At 57.6% G+C, this 17,120-nt stretch carries 19 protein-coding genes; 5 read left to right on the forward strand and 14 right to left on the reverse strand.

Annotated features, from left to right (window positions below; genetic code table 11):
• Positions 1-35: 35 nt before the first annotated feature.
• On the forward strand, positions 36-779 hold the full coding sequence (gene ubiG, locus CLV89_RS04365; RefSeq protein WP_106162425.1) for a bifunctional 2-polyprenyl-6-hydroxyphenol methylase/3-demethylubiquinol 3-O-methyltransferase UbiG: 744 nt from the start codon (positions 36-38) through the stop codon (positions 777-779).
• Between the two features lie 293 nt (positions 780-1,072).
• Here the strand turns inward: ubiG and CLV89_RS04370 are convergent, their stop codons facing one another.
• The 4 genes from CLV89_RS04370 to CLV89_RS04385 form a co-directional block, all read right to left on the reverse strand.
• Positions 1,073-1,513 carry a MarR family winged helix-turn-helix transcriptional regulator gene (locus CLV89_RS04370; RefSeq protein ID WP_106162426.1) on the reverse strand — a complete coding sequence of 147 codons (441 nt, stop codon included), beginning with the start codon at positions 1,511-1,513 and terminating at the stop codon, positions 1,073-1,075.
• Positions 1,513-2,346, reverse strand: coding sequence for a carbon-nitrogen hydrolase family protein (locus tag CLV89_RS04375; RefSeq protein WP_106162427.1), 834 nt, complete (start codon positions 2,344-2,346; stop codon positions 1,513-1,515). Before CLV89_RS04375 ends, CLV89_RS04370 begins: the two co-directional genes overlap by 1 nt.
• A gap of 5 nt (positions 2,347-2,351) precedes the next feature.
• Positions 2,352-2,609, reverse strand: coding sequence for a glutaredoxin 3 (grxC, locus tag CLV89_RS04380; RefSeq protein WP_106162428.1), 258 nt, complete (start codon positions 2,607-2,609; stop codon positions 2,352-2,354).
• A gap of 71 nt (positions 2,610-2,680) precedes the next feature.
• Positions 2,681-3,412: a double zinc ribbon domain-containing protein gene (locus tag CLV89_RS04385; RefSeq protein WP_106162429.1), complete on the reverse strand. Its 732-nt coding sequence runs from the start codon at positions 3,410-3,412 to the stop codon at positions 2,681-2,683.
• Positions 3,413-3,423: 11 nt separating this feature from the next.
• Here CLV89_RS04385 and CLV89_RS04390 point away from each other — a divergent pair, with 11 nt between their 5' ends.
• Together CLV89_RS04390 and hemH are read left to right on the forward strand one after the other, a co-directional pair.
• A complete protein-coding gene (locus tag CLV89_RS04390; protein WP_106162430.1) occupies positions 3,424-4,263 on the forward strand; it encodes a methyltransferase domain-containing protein in 840 nt (279 codons plus the stop codon).
• Between the two features lie 105 nt (positions 4,264-4,368).
• Positions 4,369-5,430: a ferrochelatase gene (gene hemH, locus CLV89_RS04395; protein WP_106162431.1), complete on the forward strand. Its 1,062-nt coding sequence runs from the start codon at positions 4,369-4,371 to the stop codon at positions 5,428-5,430.
• Positions 5,431-5,537: 107 nt separating this feature from the next.
• On the opposite strand, the gene CLV89_RS04400 is transcribed toward hemH, so the two are convergent.
• Positions 5,538-5,720, reverse strand: coding sequence for a hypothetical protein (locus tag CLV89_RS04400; RefSeq protein WP_106162432.1), 183 nt, complete (start codon positions 5,718-5,720; stop codon positions 5,538-5,540).
• A 138-nt stretch (positions 5,721-5,858) separates the two neighbouring features.
• Positions 5,859-6,476: a L,D-transpeptidase gene (locus CLV89_RS04405; protein WP_106162714.1), complete on the reverse strand. Its 618-nt coding sequence runs from the start codon at positions 6,474-6,476 to the stop codon at positions 5,859-5,861.
• Between the two features lie 168 nt (positions 6,477-6,644).
• Between CLV89_RS04405 and dalA the strand changes: the two genes are divergently transcribed.
• Complete coding sequence (dalA, locus tag CLV89_RS04410; protein ID WP_106162433.1) at positions 6,645-7,139, forward strand: divisome-associated lipoprotein DalA; 495 nt, start codon at positions 6,645-6,647, stop codon at positions 7,137-7,139.
• Between the two features lie 84 nt (positions 7,140-7,223).
• Here the strand turns inward: dalA and CLV89_RS04415 are convergent, their stop codons facing one another.
• The 8 genes from CLV89_RS04415 to hslO form a co-directional block, all read right to left on the reverse strand.
• Complete coding sequence (locus CLV89_RS04415) at positions 7,224-7,739, reverse strand: L,D-transpeptidase family protein (protein ID WP_106162434.1); 516 nt, start codon at positions 7,737-7,739, stop codon at positions 7,224-7,226.
• A gap of 75 nt (positions 7,740-7,814) precedes the next feature.
• A complete protein-coding gene (locus CLV89_RS04420) occupies positions 7,815-8,600 on the reverse strand; it encodes an ion transporter (RefSeq protein WP_106162435.1) in 786 nt (261 codons plus the stop codon).
• A gap of 25 nt (positions 8,601-8,625) precedes the next feature.
• Positions 8,626-9,870: a class I SAM-dependent RNA methyltransferase gene (locus tag CLV89_RS04425; protein ID WP_106162715.1), complete on the reverse strand. Its 1,245-nt coding sequence runs from the start codon at positions 9,868-9,870 to the stop codon at positions 8,626-8,628.
• A 56-nt stretch (positions 9,871-9,926) separates the two neighbouring features.
• Positions 9,927-11,771 carry an ABC transporter ATP-binding protein gene (locus CLV89_RS04430; protein WP_106162436.1) on the reverse strand — a complete coding sequence of 615 codons (1,845 nt, stop codon included), beginning with the start codon at positions 11,769-11,771 and terminating at the stop codon, positions 9,927-9,929.
• Positions 11,768-13,606, reverse strand: a complete 1,839-nt coding sequence (locus tag CLV89_RS04435) for an ABC transporter ATP-binding protein (RefSeq protein WP_106162437.1) — start codon at positions 13,604-13,606, stop codon at positions 11,768-11,770. The genes CLV89_RS04430 and CLV89_RS04435 overlap by 4 nt, the downstream gene beginning before the upstream one ends.
• Before the next feature lie 242 nt (positions 13,607-13,848).
• A complete protein-coding gene (locus CLV89_RS04440; protein WP_106162438.1) occupies positions 13,849-15,003 on the reverse strand; it encodes a CCA tRNA nucleotidyltransferase in 1,155 nt (384 codons plus the stop codon).
• Positions 15,000-15,599, reverse strand: coding sequence for a CoA pyrophosphatase (locus CLV89_RS04445; RefSeq protein WP_106162439.1), 600 nt, complete (start codon positions 15,597-15,599; stop codon positions 15,000-15,002). The genes CLV89_RS04440 and CLV89_RS04445 overlap by 4 nt, the downstream gene beginning before the upstream one ends.
• Before the next feature lie 4 nt (positions 15,600-15,603).
• A complete protein-coding gene (gene hslO, locus CLV89_RS04450; protein WP_106162440.1) occupies positions 15,604-16,581 on the reverse strand; it encodes an Hsp33 family molecular chaperone HslO in 978 nt (325 codons plus the stop codon).
• 77 nt (positions 16,582-16,658) lie between these two features.
• Between hslO and CLV89_RS04455 the strand changes: the two genes are divergently transcribed.
• Complete coding sequence (locus CLV89_RS04455; protein ID WP_106162441.1) at positions 16,659-17,102, forward strand: NUDIX hydrolase; 444 nt, start codon at positions 16,659-16,661, stop codon at positions 17,100-17,102.
• Positions 17,103-17,120 lie beyond the last annotated feature (18 nt).

Here is a 17,120-nt window from a genome sequence, read left to right on the forward strand (position 1 = left end):
CGACTAAACCCACAAGAAAACACACGGAGACAGGAATGCAAGCGCAACAGTCCACGGTTGACCCCTCCGAGATTGCCAAGTTCGAGGCAATGGCTGCGGAATGGTGGGATCCCAATGGGAAATTCAAGCCCCTGCACATGCTCAACCCGTGTCGCCTGGACTACATCACCCGCCAGATTGCCGGGGAGTTTGAGCGCGACCTTACATCTGCCGCTCCGTTTGCGGGCCTGCGTATCCTCGATATCGGTTGCGGGGGTGGACTCCTGAGTGAACCCATGGCTCGCCTCGGCGCAGATGTGGTCGGGGCCGACGCCGCCGAAGGCAACCTGCCCGTTGCCCGAATTCACGCAGAGCAATCAGGTCTGGAAATCGACTACCGCCACACCACGGCAGAGGCACTCGCAGAGGCTGGTGAGGCCTTTGATGTGATCTTGAACATGGAAGTGGTCGAACATGTCGCTGACCCGCTTAGCTATCTCACTGCGACACAACAGCTGCTGAAGTCCGGCGGGTTGCAAATCTGCTCCACAATCAATCGCAACCCTAAGAGCTATGCCATGGCAATCGTGGGCGCCGAAGTCGTGATGCGCTGGCTGCCGCGTGGTACTCATGAGTGGTCCAAGTTCATCACCCCGGATGAACTATTCGATCTGCTGAGCCAAGCTGGAATGACGCCGGTGGACCGCAAGGGGTTTGTCTTCAACCCGCTGTTGTGGAGTTGGTCGATCTCTGACCGCGACCTCAGTGTAAATTACGTCACGGCAAGCACAAAGCCCTGATGCGATGCCGCGCCAGCGCGAATTCACAGTCAATTTTCGGTGCGACCGCTTGCTTTGGCCTTCTGCCTATACTTTAGTATATGCACTCATCCAAACGCGTCGTTGCGAAGATCTGCTGTAGCTCCTAGATGTCCCGTCTTGCACAGGGAATATACTGCTCTGGCAGGCACTCGATGCCCGACGGAACAGAATTTGTGCAATTGGGGACACACTCACACCACTCACGGCCCTAATTTTAAAGAGAGCGCCGGAATTACCCGGCGCTCTCTTTCATTCAACCAATCGTTGGTATCTCAGTCTTCGGTTTCCAACTTGCCGCGAAACTCTCGCAGGATCGGGAGCGCCGCACGGACACGGTCTCCCCCCAACTCGCTCACCACTTCGGAAATCATCGGAATGATCGAGGCCAACGCCGCATCGCGCGCTTTGCGTCCTGCCGGACTGATGGCGACCATCTTGCGGCGCGCATCATCCCAATCCGGTCGGACGTGCACATAACCAGCGACTTCTAGCTTGTTGATCGTGTTCGTCATGGCACCGCGCGTCACATGAAAGGCCTTGGCCAATTGTGCCGGGGATCGTTCGAGCCCCGCCCGTGCAAGGTGGTTCAGAACCGAAAAATGTGACAGCTCCATTCCCTTGGGCAGAGCCTTGCCCAATCGTGCCCGCGCAAGCTGGTCAGCCATCAGTATTTCGCTGAATAGCGAAATGGCAAGGGAATGGTTCTCATCCATCAGGGTCCGTCAAACTCCCGGTCATGGGTCAGCGAAGGTACGCGTTTGCGTGCCTTGTTCACCTCTTCGAGGTCGAGGTCAACGCAAGTAATTCCGACCTCAGTACCCGCATCGGCCAGAACCTCTCCCCAGGGGGCAATCGCGACCGAATGACCGAAGGTCTGGCGCTGCGCGCCGCGGCTTGCCGGATGCACACCCGTCTGGGCCGCAGCCAAGACAAAACAGCCTGTTTCGATCGCCCGAGCCCGAAGCAGACTATGCCAATGGGCCGCCCCCGTCACATGCGAAAACGCTGCTGGAGCGGTCAAGATCGTTGCCCCGCCCTGAGCCAATCGTCGATGCAGCGCCGGAAAGCGCACATCGTAGCAAATGGTGAGGCCAATCTTTGCAAAATCAGTTTCTGCAACAACAGCCTGCGTACCCGGACGGTAGCCATCAGATTCCCGGTAGGTCTCCTCTGGGGTCACTTCGACGTCAAACATATGGATCTTGTCATACCGCGCCGTGATCTCACCACTTGGTGTGATCACGAATTGCCGGTTGGCAAAGCGTCCATCGCCGTCCTTCGTCTTGAGTCCCAAAGAACCGATGGACACCCACACACCATGTTTCGCGGCAGCGTCACGCAGGCCGGACAGCGTCGGATCATCCTCTTCGTGACAGAGCACCTCACGCTGATGGGTCCGGCTTGTCGACAGGCAGTTTGTAACTTCCGGGGTCAGAATAAACTCCGCCCCCTGCGAAACCGCATCCGCCATCATTTGCCTGACCGTTATGAGATTTTCAGCCGGCACATCGGAGGAGGTCATCTGTAGAAGTGCGGCACGTACCATGGAGCTCAGGCCGCAAGCAGCGGATCGAGCTTTCCAGCGCGATCCAGCGTATAAAGCTCATCACATCCGCCGACATGCGTCTCACCAACAAAGATCTGTGGTACCGTGCGACCGCCATTGGCGCGTTGGATCATCTCTGCCTTGCGATCCGGGTCAGCCAGTACATCGATTTCGGAAAAGCTGACCCCCTTCTGGTTCAGCAAACGCTTGGCTGCGTGGCAAAAGCCGCAAAGGGGTGAGGTATAGATTTCGACCGGTTTCATGTTGGTCTCCGTAGGCTTGGTTCATGGATGCTGAGCCATGTGGTACTTTTTATCAAGCTTTGCCAGCCTTTTCACGCCGCCGTGACCCGGGCAAGCACGACAACATTGACAGAAGCCGCCCCCGCAACGATGCATGCACTCGCACATGCGGAAAGCGTCGCCCCGCTGGTCATCACATCATCCACAAGCAGAACCTCTCTGCCCTGCATCCGACATCCCATTCGTGGATGCGGCCGGATTGCGTCCATCAGGATCGTCATGCGCTCGTCCCGGCTGCGCCCTTCCAGCATCGGTGTCTGTAGGGACCGTATCAATGCGTCTGGGCAGCAGTCCTGCCCCTCGCGTGCAGCCAGCGCCTGCGCCAATAAGGCAGACTGGTTATATCGGCGGCGCACCAATCGTGTCCAATGCAGCGGCACGGGCACAATCAACGGATCGTTGATCAAGAGGTCGGCGGCGGCGCGGCCCATCCAGGCCGATGCCGGACGCACAAGATCCGTTCGGTCCCCGTGTTTCAACGCCAATACCAAGCGACGCCCTTGCCCGCTGTAGATGATCGCCGCACGCCCCTGCTGCCAGTTTCGCGGGGTTTGCAAACAGTCATCACAACGCACGATTTGCCCGTCGTCCTCACCCGGCACCGGCACCCCGCAGCTGTGACATACAAGACCCGAGATGAAGGATGTATCGCGCCAGCACGCGCTACAAAGTCCAAAATCGCTTTCGACCAACCCGCCACAATTCAGACAGCGCGCCGGGTAAATCAATGAAACTGCCGTTTGAAACCGTGTGCGCAACGTCATAGGTACACCTCATGACTCAAGAACCAATGGCTCATCCCCAGATCTTCGATCACGACGCACTTCGGCAACGCCGCATTCGACGTAAATCGGATGCGATGTTCCTGCACGACATGGCGAGAGACGAGGTCGAGGATCGGCTGAGCATGGTTAAGAGAACCTTTACCAAGCCAGCGATTGTTGCGCCTTTTGCGGAACCTTGGGAAAACGTACTCCCTGGGCAGAAAACCGTTCTCGACAACGACGTTCTGGCGCTGGAGCCACAAGCACATGACGTGATCATTCATGTCATGGCGCTGCACTGGGCCAATGATCCAGTCGGGCAGTTGATCCAGTGCCGGCGCGCCTTGCAGGAGGACGGTCTACTTCTCTTGGTGACACTTGGTGGTCAGACGCTGCATGAGCTGCGGACCTCGCTTGCAGAGGCCGAAACTTATATCAGCGGCGGCCTGTCGCCGCGCGTTGCACCAATGGGTGAAATTCGCGACCTCGGCGCTCTTCTGCAACGAGCGGGCTTTGCTTTGCCCGTCGCAGACGTGGTGCCGCTTTCGGTGCAATACCGCGACCTGCCGCATCTGATGCAAGACCTGCGCGCCATGGGGGAAACCAACGCGATGACCAACCGGCTCCGCAAACCGACGCGCCGGGCAGTGTTCGACTTGGCGAATCACATCTATGGTCAGAATTTTGCCACCGAAGACGGCAAGCTGAACGCAACATTCGAGCTTGTGTGCCTCACCGGTTGGTCGCCGGCCGACACCCAACCACAACCCCTGCGTCCCGGCTCTGCAAAGATGCGCCTGGCAGATGCGTTGAAAGTCCCGGAGAGCAAGGTTCCAGATCGAGACCAATAACCTGAGCCAATGGTCGCAGTCAGGTGATCCAATTGGCCATCAGCCCCGTAACACCGTATCAATTGATAAAATCTCTCACTGCGATATCACACAGGACCCCTACCCATGCTGGATGCTAGCCCGACTGCGACCTGCCCTGCTCATGCCCCCGCGGACCATCCGGCGGTCAAGCCTGAGAAGGTCGGTATCCTGCTGGCGAATCTCGGTACACCGGATCACTACAGCTATTGGCCCATGCGTCGTTACTTGGGCGAATTCCTGTCCGACAAGCGCGTCATCGACTACCCCGCGTGGAAGTGGCAACCGCTGCTGCAGCTTATCATTCTCACCAAGAGACCGTTCGCATCGGGCGCTGCCTACAAATCCATCTGGAACCACGACAAGGGCGAAAGCCCGCTTATGACGATCACCAAGGACCAGACCCACGAGATGGCGCAGGCGATGGAAGCGATCTACGGCGATCAGGTCATGGTGGATTTCTGCATGCGCTACGGCAATCCGTCGACCAAATCCAAGGTTGACGAAATGGTGGCTGCCGGTTGTCGCAAGATCCTCTTTGTGCCGTTGTATCCGCAGTATGCTGGCGCCACCTCTGGCACCGCGAATGACGAATTCTTCCGTGCCCTGATGGAACAGACCTGGCAACCTGCCGCTCGGACAATCGAACCCTACTTCGATCAGCCTGAGTATATTGATGCTCTGGCGAAGTCGGTGGAGGAAGCCTATGCGAAGGCGGAGAAGAAACCCGATATTCTGGTCTGCTCCTATCATGGCATGCCAAAACGCTACCTGATGCAGGGGGATCCCTACCACTGCCAGTGCCAGAAAACGACTCGGCTGCTGCGCGAACGGTTGGGATGGGACGAATCACAGATCACCACCACATTTCAGTCGGTCTTTGGCCCTGAAGAGTGGCTGCGTCCCTACACGGTGGAACATGTCGCGGAGCTGGCGAAGCAGGGCAAAAAGCGGATTGCGGTGATCGCCCCGGCATTTTCCGCCGACTGCATCGAGACTCTGGAAGAGATCAACGAAGAGATTTTCGAGAGCTTTGAACACGCGGGCGGGGAAGACTTCACCTACATCCCCTGCCTAAATGAAAGCGCAGGTCACATTTCGGCCCTGTCAAAGATGATCCAGAACAATCTTAAAGGGTGGCTGGACTGACTGCGCATGATCGTCGCTAGGCAGGTATGTCGCGCTCTAAACATCTTTAAAGACACGAAAAAAGGCGGCTGGTGATCCAGCCGCCTTTCTCATTCTTTTGGCAACGATTAGTTGCTTGCGGCAGCAGCAGCTACGATAACGAGCAGCAGCAGCGGCAGCAGGATGCCGGAAGAAGAACCGGTTGCTTCTTCGATGATAACCGGTGCTTCAACGATCGGTTCTGCCAGGTTGCCAGCGGATGCTGCGGATGCAGCAGCGACCAGAGCGGCAGCGATAATGAGTTTCTTCATGTTAACCTCCAGAATACGCGCACAGCACACATATGATGTGCGCACTCAAGACTTACCTCGTGGTTTTTTTTAAGCGGGAAACACACCGGATTGCAATTGGTTGTTAAATCTCTCGCGTCGAGCTTTGGGTGGTTGTCGTCAAATTAGCAACACCTGTGTCCCGGTCCGCGTCAGTTTGTAGAGTTCTGCGATGTGCTCATTGTAGAGGCCGATGCAGCCATTGGAGGATTTGCGCCCGATCTTGCGCGTATCGTGCGTTCCATGAATGCGGTAGTACTTCCAACTGAGATAAAGCGCATGTGTCCCCAGTGGGTTATCAGGTCCGGGCGGAATGTAGGCGGGCCACTCCGGGTTGCGTTTTCGCATGTTCGGCGTCGGTGCCCATCCCGGACCTTCAACCTTGCGAGTGATCTTGGTGCGACCACGGCGTGTCAGATCATCACTCAGCGGCACCGACGAAGGGAACAGCTTGTAGACCGACTGATCTTCGGACCAGAAATGTAACGCGCGGCTGTTGATATCGACGAGAATCGCTCCGCGGCGCAGGGTGTCGAAGTAAGGGCGCCAGTCCTTGGCCCGAAATGCGGAAATATTGCGGGCAACATTCGGCTCCGGTTCCGGTGGTGGGCGCAGGGGATCAAAGGTTGGCTCTTCCGTCTCAGCTACGCCCTGCGCAAGCGCTGGGGTTGCGAGAAGCGAGACAGATCCCGCAAGAAATTGCCGGCGCGACGGCTTCAAAGGGTTCTTAGGTGTCATCAGAAGATACTCTGTACTGAAGGGATCCATTGTCGGGCAGTCTATGGCTGGAATGCCTCAGTCGCAATTCAATCCCCCCATATCTCGTCATTGTGACCCAACCGGGTTTGCCTATAAGTCACAGGAGAGCTAAGGGACGCTCTGACCGAACACTTTTTAGGGTTTAGAATGACACGTGTTTTCCTGATTCTGGCTACACTGACGAGTTTTGTGCTGGCGGCATGTACCACTGGCAACGATGGCACCGCGACCGGGTCCGGTGTTTACAAAATTCGGAACGAAGAACGTGTCCAGTTCCGCATGCTGGACTCCGTCAACGCCCTGCGTGAGGCTGCTGGCAGCCCCACAGTGCAGTTGGACGGCAAGCTCAACGCAGCGGCAGCCACTCATTCCCGTGATATGTCAGTGCAAAACCGGCCCTGGCACTTCGGCTCTGACGGCTCTTCCCCTCTCGATCGGGTCAACCGGGTTGGCTATACGGGCCAGCTTGTTGGGGAAAACATTTCGGAATCCTACGAAAACGAAGTGCAAACGCTGACAGCCTGGATGGAAAACAGTGGCACGCGCTCTGTTGTCATGGACCCCAAGGCCCGCAACATGGGCTTTTCCTGGTTCCAGGAAGCCAACGGCAAGATCTGGTGGACGTTGTTGATGGCGGAATAGTCACCGCTTTCAGTCCGCCGAAATAGGAAAGGCCGCATCCAGATGGAGCGGCCTTTTTCGTCTGTATCAGCATATCTGGCACTGTCACGGGCGAAGCGTGATGATTGTCCCGTCGTTGACCATAGCCCAGATTTCCTCGATCTCGTCATTGCTCACAGCAATACAACCAGCCGTCCAGTCCTGAATCCGTGCAGCCCGGCGACGATCCTTGCGCTCATTCGGTTCGCCGTGGATGAAGATATCCCCACCCGGGCTTGCGCCCAATGTCCGCGCATGGGCCCGATCCGAGGTGTTCGGGTATGAAATCCCCAGCGACAAGTAAAATTGGCTGCGGGGGTTACGACGGTCGATGCGATATGTGCCTTCTGGTGTGCGGCCGTCGCCCTCGATTTGTTTATGTCCGACGGGGGCAAAGCCCAAACCGACGTCGTACTCACGCAAGACCTTCGCCTCGTTCAAAAGGTACATCTTCCGCGTGCCCTTGTTCACCACGATCGATGTTACGGGAGGTCCATTGTACCGTCGAATACTGGGGCCGCTGGAACATCCAGCTGCTCCGAGGGTGGCCAGAATACCTGCCCCGAATGTACGCCTGTGCATTGTCTTGATCTGTCCGCTCTTGATGGCTTTGTGCTCTTTGTTAACATTACAGCAAACTTGGTTAAGAAAAGATAATCACTTTTCTGTCGTCTCGTCCTGCAGCCGGGCAATCCGCGCTTCGATCGCTTCGAGACGAGAAATGACCTGATCCCGATAGGCGTCGGTGCGCTCTCCCTCTTCTTCGGAATGCGCATCCTGCATGGAGTTCACGATCAAGCCGACAAGAAGGTTCACGACAGCAAAGGTCGTGACCATGATGAAAGGCACGAAGAACGCCCAAGCATATGAATAGAGTTCCATCACCGGACGCACGATCCCCATCGACCAGCTTTCCAACGTCATGATCTGGAACAGGGAATATGCCGACAGGCCAAGCGTTCCGAACCACTCCGGAAAACTGCTACCGAACAGCTTCGTCGCCATGACCGATCCGATGTAGAAGATGATCGCCATCAGCAAGAAAACCGACCCCATTCCGGGCAGTGCGGTGATGAACCCTTCGACCACGCGGCGCAATCTCGGTGCAACGGAAATAACACGCAACACCCGCAGGATACGAAGTGCCCGCAGGACCGAGAACCCCTGTGCGGCCGGCGCCAACGCAATACCAACGATCAGAAAATCGAACACGTTCCAACCATTGCGAAAGAAGCGCAACCGCCAGACAATCAGCTTCGCCCCGATCTCAAGAATGAAGATGACCAGGCAGAGCTTATCAATCAGTAGCACCAGCTCTCCGATACGTGCCATCACCGCATCCGAGGTCTCCATCCCCAATGTCACCGCATTCACAAGAATAACAGCTGTGATGAACCGACCAAAGACATCGCTGTCCAGAACGGATTTCATACGGTCGATCATCGGGGAGACACTCCTATGGTTCGGCTCAGGACAGGGTCAGGCTGGCTGCCAGCTCGGTATGCGATGACCAGCGGAACTGGTCAACGACCTGCACCCAGTTGAGCGAATAACCTGCAGCAACAAGAGTTTCAGCATCCCGAGCAAACGTAACTGGATTGCACGACACATAAGCAATGGTAGGAACCTTCGCGCGCACGATTTCTGACACCTGGGCTTCTGCGCCAGCACGCGGCGGATCAATCACTACCGCATCATACGCAGCGTCAAACGGCTTCAGGTCTTCAGGCAGCATCGGGTTGCGGAACAGGTCTCGCGTATCAGTGGTGATTTTTTTGAGACCGCGCGCCATGCGCCATCCTTGCTCGAGCGCCTGCAGCATATCGCGCTCCCCTTCGACAGCATGAACCTCGGCCTTCTGTGCCAGCGGAAGTGAGAAGGTCCCACACCCGGCAAAGAGATCCGCGATCCGGCGCGCCTCTCCGACGGCTTCCTGCACCGCAGCAACCAGTGCCGCCTCACCTTCGTGTGTCGCTTGCAGGAAGGATCCCGGTGGAGGGCAGACCCTTGCCGCGCCAAAGCGCTGTGCCGGCGGCTGTTCCATTCCGATCGGCTCGTCTTCCCAGGTCAAACGAGCGATTTCATAACGCTCGATGGATTGCGCCAATTGAATACGCAACGGCCCATCGAGAGGTTTGCCATTACGCACCAGCACATCCAAACCAGTATCGGACGTCGTCAAAGTCACCGACAAGGGTGCCTTGCGACTGGCCCCAACAATGGCGAGAGCCTCAACCATCGGGATTGCCGCCATCAACTCTGGCGCAAGAAGGTGACAATCCGTGATCTCTGTAACAATGTCGGAGGCCCGGCCATGAAATCCGACCATGGCCCCCTTCTTCGTGCGCTTTGCAGACAGCGTTGCCCGGCGTCGGGAGCGTGACGGTGACGTTTGAATGGGCCGAAAATCAGTCTCTAATCCACGGGTTCGCAGTGCGTGGCGAACCACATCGACCTTCCAATCCGCTACGAAGTCATCGCTCGCGTGCTGCAACTGGCAGCCCCCGCAGGACTTGTAGTGGCGACATGGTGCCTGCACGCGGGTCTCGGACGGTTCTTCGATGCGGATATCCGTCAAGGTCTGCCCTGAGATCACACCGGAGATAATCTCTCCCGGCAATGTTCTGGGTGCAAAGAGTGGTCCCGGGGCGATCCCGTCGCCCTGGTGTCCCAAACGTTCAATCGTGGCTCTGGTTCTGGCTGCGTTTGTCATGCTCCTGCCATAGCGCGGGACGTCCGGCGGCAAAAGGAGGAAACGCATTGCGCCCCCTACTCGGCAGCTTCTGTGGCCTCCTCTTCCGTGCGGATGAAGCCACCTGACTGACGGGTCCAGAATTGAGCGTAGAGACCGCCCTGCGCGAGTAGTTCATCGTGACTGCCCTGCTCGACGATACGCCCTCGATCCATGACAATGATTCGATCCATCTCCGCCAATGTCGACAGTCGGTGGGCAATGGCCAAGACCGTCTTGCCCTCCATCACACGCGTCAGGGCAGACTGGATTGACGCCTCGACTTCAGAATCGAGTGCTGAGGTGGCCTCATCCAACACGAGGATCGGCGCATCCTTCAGGATCGCCCGTGCCAACGCAATCCGCTGACGCTGCCCGCCTGAGAGCTTAACACCACGCTCCCCCAGATAGGCGTCATACCCTTCCCGTCCCTGCCCGTCTTGCAGGTCGGTGATGAACTCATGCGCCTCGGCTGCGGACGCCGCCGCGATCACCTCTTCTCTGCTGGCGTCGGGACGCCCGTAGAGAATGTTATCCATTGCTGATCGATTGAACATCGCAGTCTCCTGCGTCACCATGCCGATCTGACTGCGCAAACTGTTCTGATTGACGCTGGAGGTGTCTGCCCCGTCGATCAGAATGCGGCCCTGCTCAGGCTCGTAGAGACGCAATAGAAGTGACACAAGTGTCGACTTCCCGGCCCCGGAAGCACCAACGATCCCGAGCTTTTCGCCCGGTGGAATGGTCAGTGACAGATCTGATATGCCGCCAATATCGCGCCCATAACTGAAACTCAGATCATCCAGTACAATCTCGCCCTTGCGCACCTGAAGCTCCTGCGCATCAGGATCGTCCTCGATCCGGTCCGGCCGCGCCAGCGTCTTCATTCCATTCTCGATTTCGCCCACGTTGGAATAGATCGCCATGAGGGTGAAACTGACCCAGCCCGTCATCTGTGCAATCCGGATAGAAACTGCGCCAGCGGCAACAATGTCGCCTTCGCTGGCGATGCCGCCCTGCCACAGCCACAAGGTCGCACCGATCAACAGGACCGGCAGCAGCCCCGCTAGCGTCATCAGGCAGAACCGGAACGACGCCGACAGGTATCCAAACTCCAGCGCCTTCTCACGGAAGGTCACCATCGCGTCCTGCGCGCCACGTTCCTCATGATCGGCATGGGCGAAGAGTTGCACCGTCTTGATGTTGGTAATGGTGTCCACAACCTGTCCGGTCACGTTGGCACGGGCACCGGCGCGACTGGCAGACCGCTTGCGAATACGCGGCAAGAACCAGCGAATGGTGGCAAAATACCCCAGCAACCAGATCAGGAACAGCAGCGTGATGCGCAGATCAACGGCCCCCAGCAGGATCAATGCGCCAGCCAGAGAGGCCAAGGCAAAGGCCACAACATTGATGACCTCAACCACAACTGAGGTCACTGCATTGGCGGTCTGCATCTGCTTTTGTGCGATCCGGCCGGCAAAATCATCGTCAAAGAATCGCACCGACTGTCCAAGGGTCCAACGATTGATCCGTGACAGGACCAGCGGACTTACGTTTGGCTGCACAATAATGGCGTTGGTCGCCGCCGAAAGACCAAACAGAACCGGCCGCACCAGCAGGAAAAACGCCAGAGCCGCGACGATGGTCCCAAGATTGGCACCGAAGAAACCCTCCGGGCCACTTGCGATGGCCGTATCAATCACCACACCGAGGATGAAGGCCGTTCCCGCCTCCATACCTCCCGCAAGCGCGGAACACACCGCCGCGAGCACCAACATCGGCCCGGCCCCCGACAGACACCAGCGGATGAACGCGCCTAATGTCTGTGGCGGCGGTCCCTCCGCGGGTTGAAACGCGTCGATCAGATTTCCAAGCTTCATTCTGCTGCCTCTACATTCAGGAACCCGCCCGACTGACGCGCCCAGAATTGTGCATATAGGCCGCTCTGGGCCAAAAGCGCCTCATGCGTGCCTTCTTCGACGATTTTTCCCTGATCGAGCACCAGGATCCGGTCCATCTGCGCGATGGTGGACAGGCGGTGCGCGATCGCAATCACAGTCTTGCCCTCCATCATGCCGTAAAGCGTTTCCTGAATGGCGGCCTCGACCTCGGAATCAAGCGCGGATGTCGCTTCGTCCAACAGCAGGATCGGTGCGTTTTTCAGGATAACGCGCGCCAAAGTCACACGCTGTCGCTGGCCACCTGACAGTTTCACACCACGCTCACCGACATGCGCATCATAGCCGGTGCGCCCCTGCGGGTCCTCAAGATCGAGAATGAAATCATGGGCATGCGCCTTGCGTGCGGCAGCAATCATCTCCTGCTCCTCCGCATCCGGACGGCCATAAAGCAGGTTGTCCCGCACGGAGCGATGCAAGAGCGAACTGTCCTGCTGCACCATGCCGATGTTCTGACGCAAACTGTCCTGTGTCACGGTTGAGATATCCTGACCGTCGATCAGAATGCGCCCGTTTTCGGTGTCATAGAACCGGAGAAGCAGCTTAACCAACGTCGATTTTCCAGCACCAGATCGCCCGATCAGTCCGACTTTCTCTCCGGGGTGTATGGTCAGATTCAGCTGATCAAGCCCTCCTGATCCGCGCCCGTAATGATGGGACAGATTATCGAATGTGATCTTGCCTTTGGTCAGATGCAGCGGCTTGCAGGTCTTATCATCCACCAAGTCGATCGGCTGAGCGATGGTTTGCATCCCTTCTGAAACAACACCAAGCTGACGGAAGAAGCTGGTCAAGGCCCACATGATCCAACCCGTCATGGAGTTCAGCCGCAATGTCAGCGTTGTCGCCGCAGCAACCACGCCGACACTGGCCAATCCCTGCATCCAGAGCGCAATGCCCCACCCGACCACGCCCACGATCAGCAACCCATTGAGCATCACGAGGGCACCATCCATGATGGTGAATATCCGCATTTCAGCCTGAAACGTCGTGCGCGTCTCCTCGATCGCGGACTTGGCATAGTCCAACTCGCGATCATGATGCGCGAACATCTTGACCGAGTGAATGTTGGAATAGCTGTCGACCACGCGCCCAGTAACTGTGGAGCGCGCATCAGATGCGGCCTGACTGGCAGGTCCGACGCGAACAACAGTCCACCTGATCAGCGCCGCGTATAGAACGAACCAGATCAGCAACGGCAGCAGCAAGCGGGCATCTGCCGCCCACAGGAGCAACGCCGCCCCGAGCATATAAGCCAATGCAAAGGTAATCGCATCAAAGACCTGGAACACCACCTCGCCAGCCGCAGGGGGTGTTTGCATGATGCGATTGGCGATCCGGCCTGCAAAATCGTTCTCGAACCAACCAACAGATTGACGCAACACATGTTTATGCGCACGCCAGCGGATCAGGGTGCCGAAGTTCGGCAGGATCGTGTTGTTGAGCAACATGACATCGATCAACTGGATCACCGGGCGCAGAAACAGAATGAACACGGCCATCAGGATCAGCTCAGTGCCATGCGTCGCCCAGACCTCTTGAGGAGAGCCGGACAAAATATCGACGACACGGCCCATGTAGGAGATCAAACCGATCTCCACTGCGGCAACGACGACCGAGATCAGACCCGTTGCCCAAAACACCTTTTTGAAGGGCTGCGCATAGTCGCGCATAAACGGCCAGAGCTTGGTCGGCGGGCGATCAGTTTCCGGATAGTCGCAATAGGGGTCTATGAGGTTTTCAAAGAAGCGAAACATGTGGTTGCTCCATCAATTTGAGCAAGGAAAGTCAAAGAATGCGATAGGCATGGTGAATGGTGGCGACCGAGGCCCCCGACTCACCCTACGGGTCGGACTCGGACGTCAATCGTCGTTCCAGATCCCGTAATACATCAGCATTCCTCCTGAACCTTCAGCTTCCACGAGCTAAGGGGTAGCGCGCAGAAACGCGTTTGTCACGCCCTTCAACCATGAAGAATATCTGACGCTGCCTCACACACCTATTGCCGAACACTGAACAGAAGTGTCTCGCGACTCGCCGAGAAACCGGACGATATCCACTCTGCCTCCAGCGCTTTGAGCGCACGGCCTAGCTCTGCACCCTGAAACTTAGGCATCAGATCTGTGGCGTTGAGCGGGAAGCGGGCTGCCGCGCCACGCGCAATATCAGTGTCTAAATTGGCTGAAATAGGCATTTCCAGCAATGCGGCGCGTAGTCGTGCGGCCTGGTAGGCGGTGACAGCATCATGACGATACGCGATCTCTGCCGGGCCTTGGAGCCCTTCCGCGAGATCGCGCAGAAGGCTGACACGGGCAGACATGGCCTTGCTCAGCCGCAGGGCGTTTTGCAGATCTTCACCGCCAAGAGCCGCAAGGCGGGTTTCCGCCGCTACATCGCTCTTTCCTTCCAGATGGATCAGGGGAGCAAGCGCACGGTCATCGGCGCCGGGAAGAACATGCCCCAGAACTCCGATCTGTCGCATGGTCGCGATCGAAGGTGCGGGATCAGGCGCGCGCAGGAGTTTGACCATCTCAGCGCCGACCCGCTCACGTGACAGCTGATCGAGCCCCTCCTGCGTTTCCGAAATCGCGGCCAGCGCTTCGGGGTCAAACCCAAGGCCAACGTCGCCGTACCAGCTGTGAAAACGAAAATAGCGCAGTATCCGAAGGTAGTCTTCTTTGATACGATTACGGGCTTGGCCGATAAACCGCACACGGCGCGCCCGCAGATCATCCAATCCACCCAATGGATCAACGACTTCGCCATCTGGGCGGGCGTACAGCGCATTCATGGTGAAATCCCGGCGCCGCGCGTCCTCTGCAATATCCGTGGCAAAGGCCACAACGGCACGCCGCCCGTCGGTCGCCACATCCTTACGGAAAGTGGTGATCTCATGGGGAACACCCTCGGCGACGACCGTGACCGTGCCATGATCGATCCCGGTCGGGATCGCCTTGAGGCCAGCGCCTTCGGCGGCGGCGATCACCGCCTGCGGGACCACATTGGTCGAGAGGTCGAGGTCCGACACATCCGCGCCCAGCAAGGCATTCCGCACACATCCTCCGACAAAATAGATCTCTGCCCCAGCGTCGCTGAGAGCGTCGCAGACCCTGCGGGTGGATGATGCGTGAAGCCAGGGCTGGTCGATTTTCATGTCGCATCCAGCATGGAGGCAAAGCCACGCAACATGCGCGCGGTAGCACCCCAAATGTAGTAGGGACCAAAGGGAACCGTAAAATAGTGCCGACGCGTTTTGCGCCAGCGGCGAGATTGAATTTGATAGCGTTCAATATCAAGCACGTGAGCCAAGGGCGCGCGAAACACTTCTGCGACCTCGCCAACCTCGGCGCGCACCTCAAATGGGCGCTCGATCAACGCAACCACCGGGGTCACCTGGAACCCGGTCACGGTTTCATGTGCAGGCAGTTGGCCAAGAATGCGAGGCAAATCGCGCGGCAAGGCAATCTCTTCCCAAGCCTCGCGCAGGGCCGCATCAGTCACATCGCGATCTCCGGCATCTACCTTGCCCCCGGGAAAGGCAATCTGCCCGGGGTGATGCTTCAACGCAGATGATCGCTTGGTCAGGATAACCTGCGGTACCGTGTCAAACGTCTCGATTCCGATCAACACTCCGGCTGAACGCAGCTCACGCTCAACCGGCAGCACGGTGCCCGGATTCAAATCGAAATCTGAGGTCGCCTCGGGATTGCGCGTCAGCGCCTTGGTGATTTTCGCCGCCAGCGCTGACACGTTTTTACTCCTTGGTGGCCTCAAAGCCCACTTCGGCCGGATCCAAATCATAGTGCGCGCCGCAGAACTGACAGTCCGCTGTCACACGACCCTCATCCGTCGTCATCGTTGCGATATCCTTGGCCGAATAGATCGACAGGCTCTGCCGAACACGATCTTCCGAGCATGTGCATCCGAAGCGGACCGCCTGCGTGTCATAGACGCGCGGTTGTTCCTCGTGAAACAATCGCAACAGCAACTCTGTCGGCGAAACCGAGGGGCCGATCAACTCAAGATCCTCGACGGTCGCCAGCAGCATGTTGACCCGGTTCCACTGCTCTTGCTCATCGCCCGAGACCAGATCTTCGGCAGTCAGGACTTCGCCGGTGCCTTCACCTTGAGCGGCAAAGGGCGACGCTTTTGGCATGTGTTGCAACATGACGCCGCCAGCGCGCCAATGCTCCGGTCGGCCCGGCTCTGACGATTTCCCAAAGCTGAGCGAGAACCGTGTCGGCAATTGCTCGGACTGCGCAAAATACGCTTCGGCACATTGCGACAGCGACGTTCCTGCAAGCGGTGTGATGCCCTGATATGGCTGCGTCCCCTCGCCCTGATCGATCAGGATGGCAAAGTACCCCTCGCCGACCTGCTCAAAAGGTGCACCATCGGTAACACGCTCCTCATCGAAGCTGGCATACGCACGGATACGAGCAGGCTCACCCTCTTTTTCGGGGGCGTAGTAATCTGTGGCGATCATCCGCACAGGGCCCTTGGATTGAACCTGAAGCGACAGTTTCCAGCGCAAACTCATAGTCTGCCCAATCAGCGCGGTCAGCAACGCCATCTCTGCCACGAGCGCTTCTACCGCCTGTGGGTAATTGTGTTGTTTCAGTATCCCATCCAGCACACCGTCCAACCGCGCCACGCGGCCGCGCATGTCGGATGCATCAAGTTGGAAGGGCAGGACGGTATCGTCCCACGCGATTTTCGAACCAAGTGTCATGGGGTTTCCTTAACGGCCGGCTATTGGCATACCGACGCTATATAGGCTTTTCAGCATCAGAGGAAAGGGGGGAGCCAGTGATCAAACGCTTTGGAGAGGTGCCGCGCAAGGATCAGCACTATCGTATCCGCCCCGGTGTCTATGCGTTATTGCCCCGTGATGGTCAGCTGCTGCTGACCTGCCAGTACGATCCTGCACCGGATTTTCAGCTGCCAGGAGGAGGTATAGATCCCAATGAGGCGCCAATCCCGGCCCTCCATCGTGAAGTCATGGAAGAGACTGGTTGGAAAATATCCACGCCACGGCGCGTCGGTGCGTTTCGCCGGTTTGTCTACATGCCGGAATATGACCTTTGGGCAGAAAAAATCTGCCATATCTATCTCGCACGCCCCGTTCTATGCCTCGGCGCACCGACAGAAGACGGTCACAGCGCGCTTTGGATGCCTGCACAGGCAGCGTCTCGTATATTGGGAAATGCGGGAGATCGTCATTTTTGCAAGCTGCTTTCGGATTGCAGCTAAAGTTTGAGCTGGGTCGTT

Origin of the sequence: Tritonibacter scottomollicae (assembly GCF_003003215.1) — a bacterium.
Taxonomy (GTDB): Bacteria; Pseudomonadota; Alphaproteobacteria; order Rhodobacterales; family Rhodobacteraceae; genus Epibacterium; species Epibacterium scottomollicae.

Coding starts and splice junctions, on each gene's coding strand:
- CLV89_RS04440 (WP_106162438.1), bottom strand. CDS start 15,003: ATGAAAATCGACCAGCCCTGGCTTCACGCATCATCCACCCGCAGGGTC.
- CLV89_RS04370 (WP_106162426.1), bottom strand. CDS start 1,513: ATGGATGAGAACCATTCCCTTGCCATTTCGCTATTCAGCGAAATACTG.
- CLV89_RS04425 (WP_106162715.1), bottom strand. CDS start 9,870: ATGACAAACGCAGCCAGAACCAGAGCCACGATTGAACGTTTGGGACAC.
- hemH (WP_106162431.1), top strand. CDS start 4,369: ATGCTGGATGCTAGCCCGACTGCGACCTGCCCTGCTCATGCCCCCGCG.
- CLV89_RS04415 (WP_106162434.1), bottom strand. CDS start 7,739: ATGCACAGGCGTACATTCGGGGCAGGTATTCTGGCCACCCTCGGAGCA.
- CLV89_RS04420 (WP_106162435.1), bottom strand. CDS start 8,600: ATGATCGACCGTATGAAATCCGTTCTGGACAGCGATGTCTTTGGTCGG.
- hslO (WP_106162440.1), bottom strand. CDS start 16,581: ATGACACTTGGTTCGAAAATCGCGTGGGACGATACCGTCCTGCCCTTC.
- ubiG (WP_106162425.1), top strand. CDS start 36: ATGCAAGCGCAACAGTCCACGGTTGACCCCTCCGAGATTGCCAAGTTC.
- CLV89_RS04390 (WP_106162430.1), top strand. CDS start 3,424: ATGACTCAAGAACCAATGGCTCATCCCCAGATCTTCGATCACGACGCA.
- CLV89_RS04375 (WP_106162427.1), bottom strand. CDS start 2,346: ATGGTACGTGCCGCACTTCTACAGATGACCTCCTCCGATGTGCCGGCT.
- CLV89_RS04400 (WP_106162432.1), bottom strand. CDS start 5,720: ATGAAGAAACTCATTATCGCTGCCGCTCTGGTCGCTGCTGCATCCGCA.
- CLV89_RS04405 (WP_106162714.1), bottom strand. CDS start 6,476: ATGACACCTAAGAACCCTTTGAAGCCGTCGCGCCGGCAATTTCTTGCG.
- CLV89_RS04385 (WP_106162429.1), bottom strand. CDS start 3,412: ATGACGTTGCGCACACGGTTTCAAACGGCAGTTTCATTGATTTACCCG.
- CLV89_RS04435 (WP_106162437.1), bottom strand. CDS start 13,606: ATGTTTCGCTTCTTTGAAAACCTCATAGACCCCTATTGCGACTATCCG.
- dalA (WP_106162433.1), top strand. CDS start 6,645: ATGACACGTGTTTTCCTGATTCTGGCTACACTGACGAGTTTTGTGCTG.
- CLV89_RS04430 (WP_106162436.1), bottom strand. CDS start 11,771: ATGAAGCTTGGAAATCTGATCGACGCGTTTCAACCCGCGGAGGGACCG.
- grxC (WP_106162428.1), bottom strand. CDS start 2,609: ATGAAACCGGTCGAAATCTATACCTCACCCCTTTGCGGCTTTTGCCAC.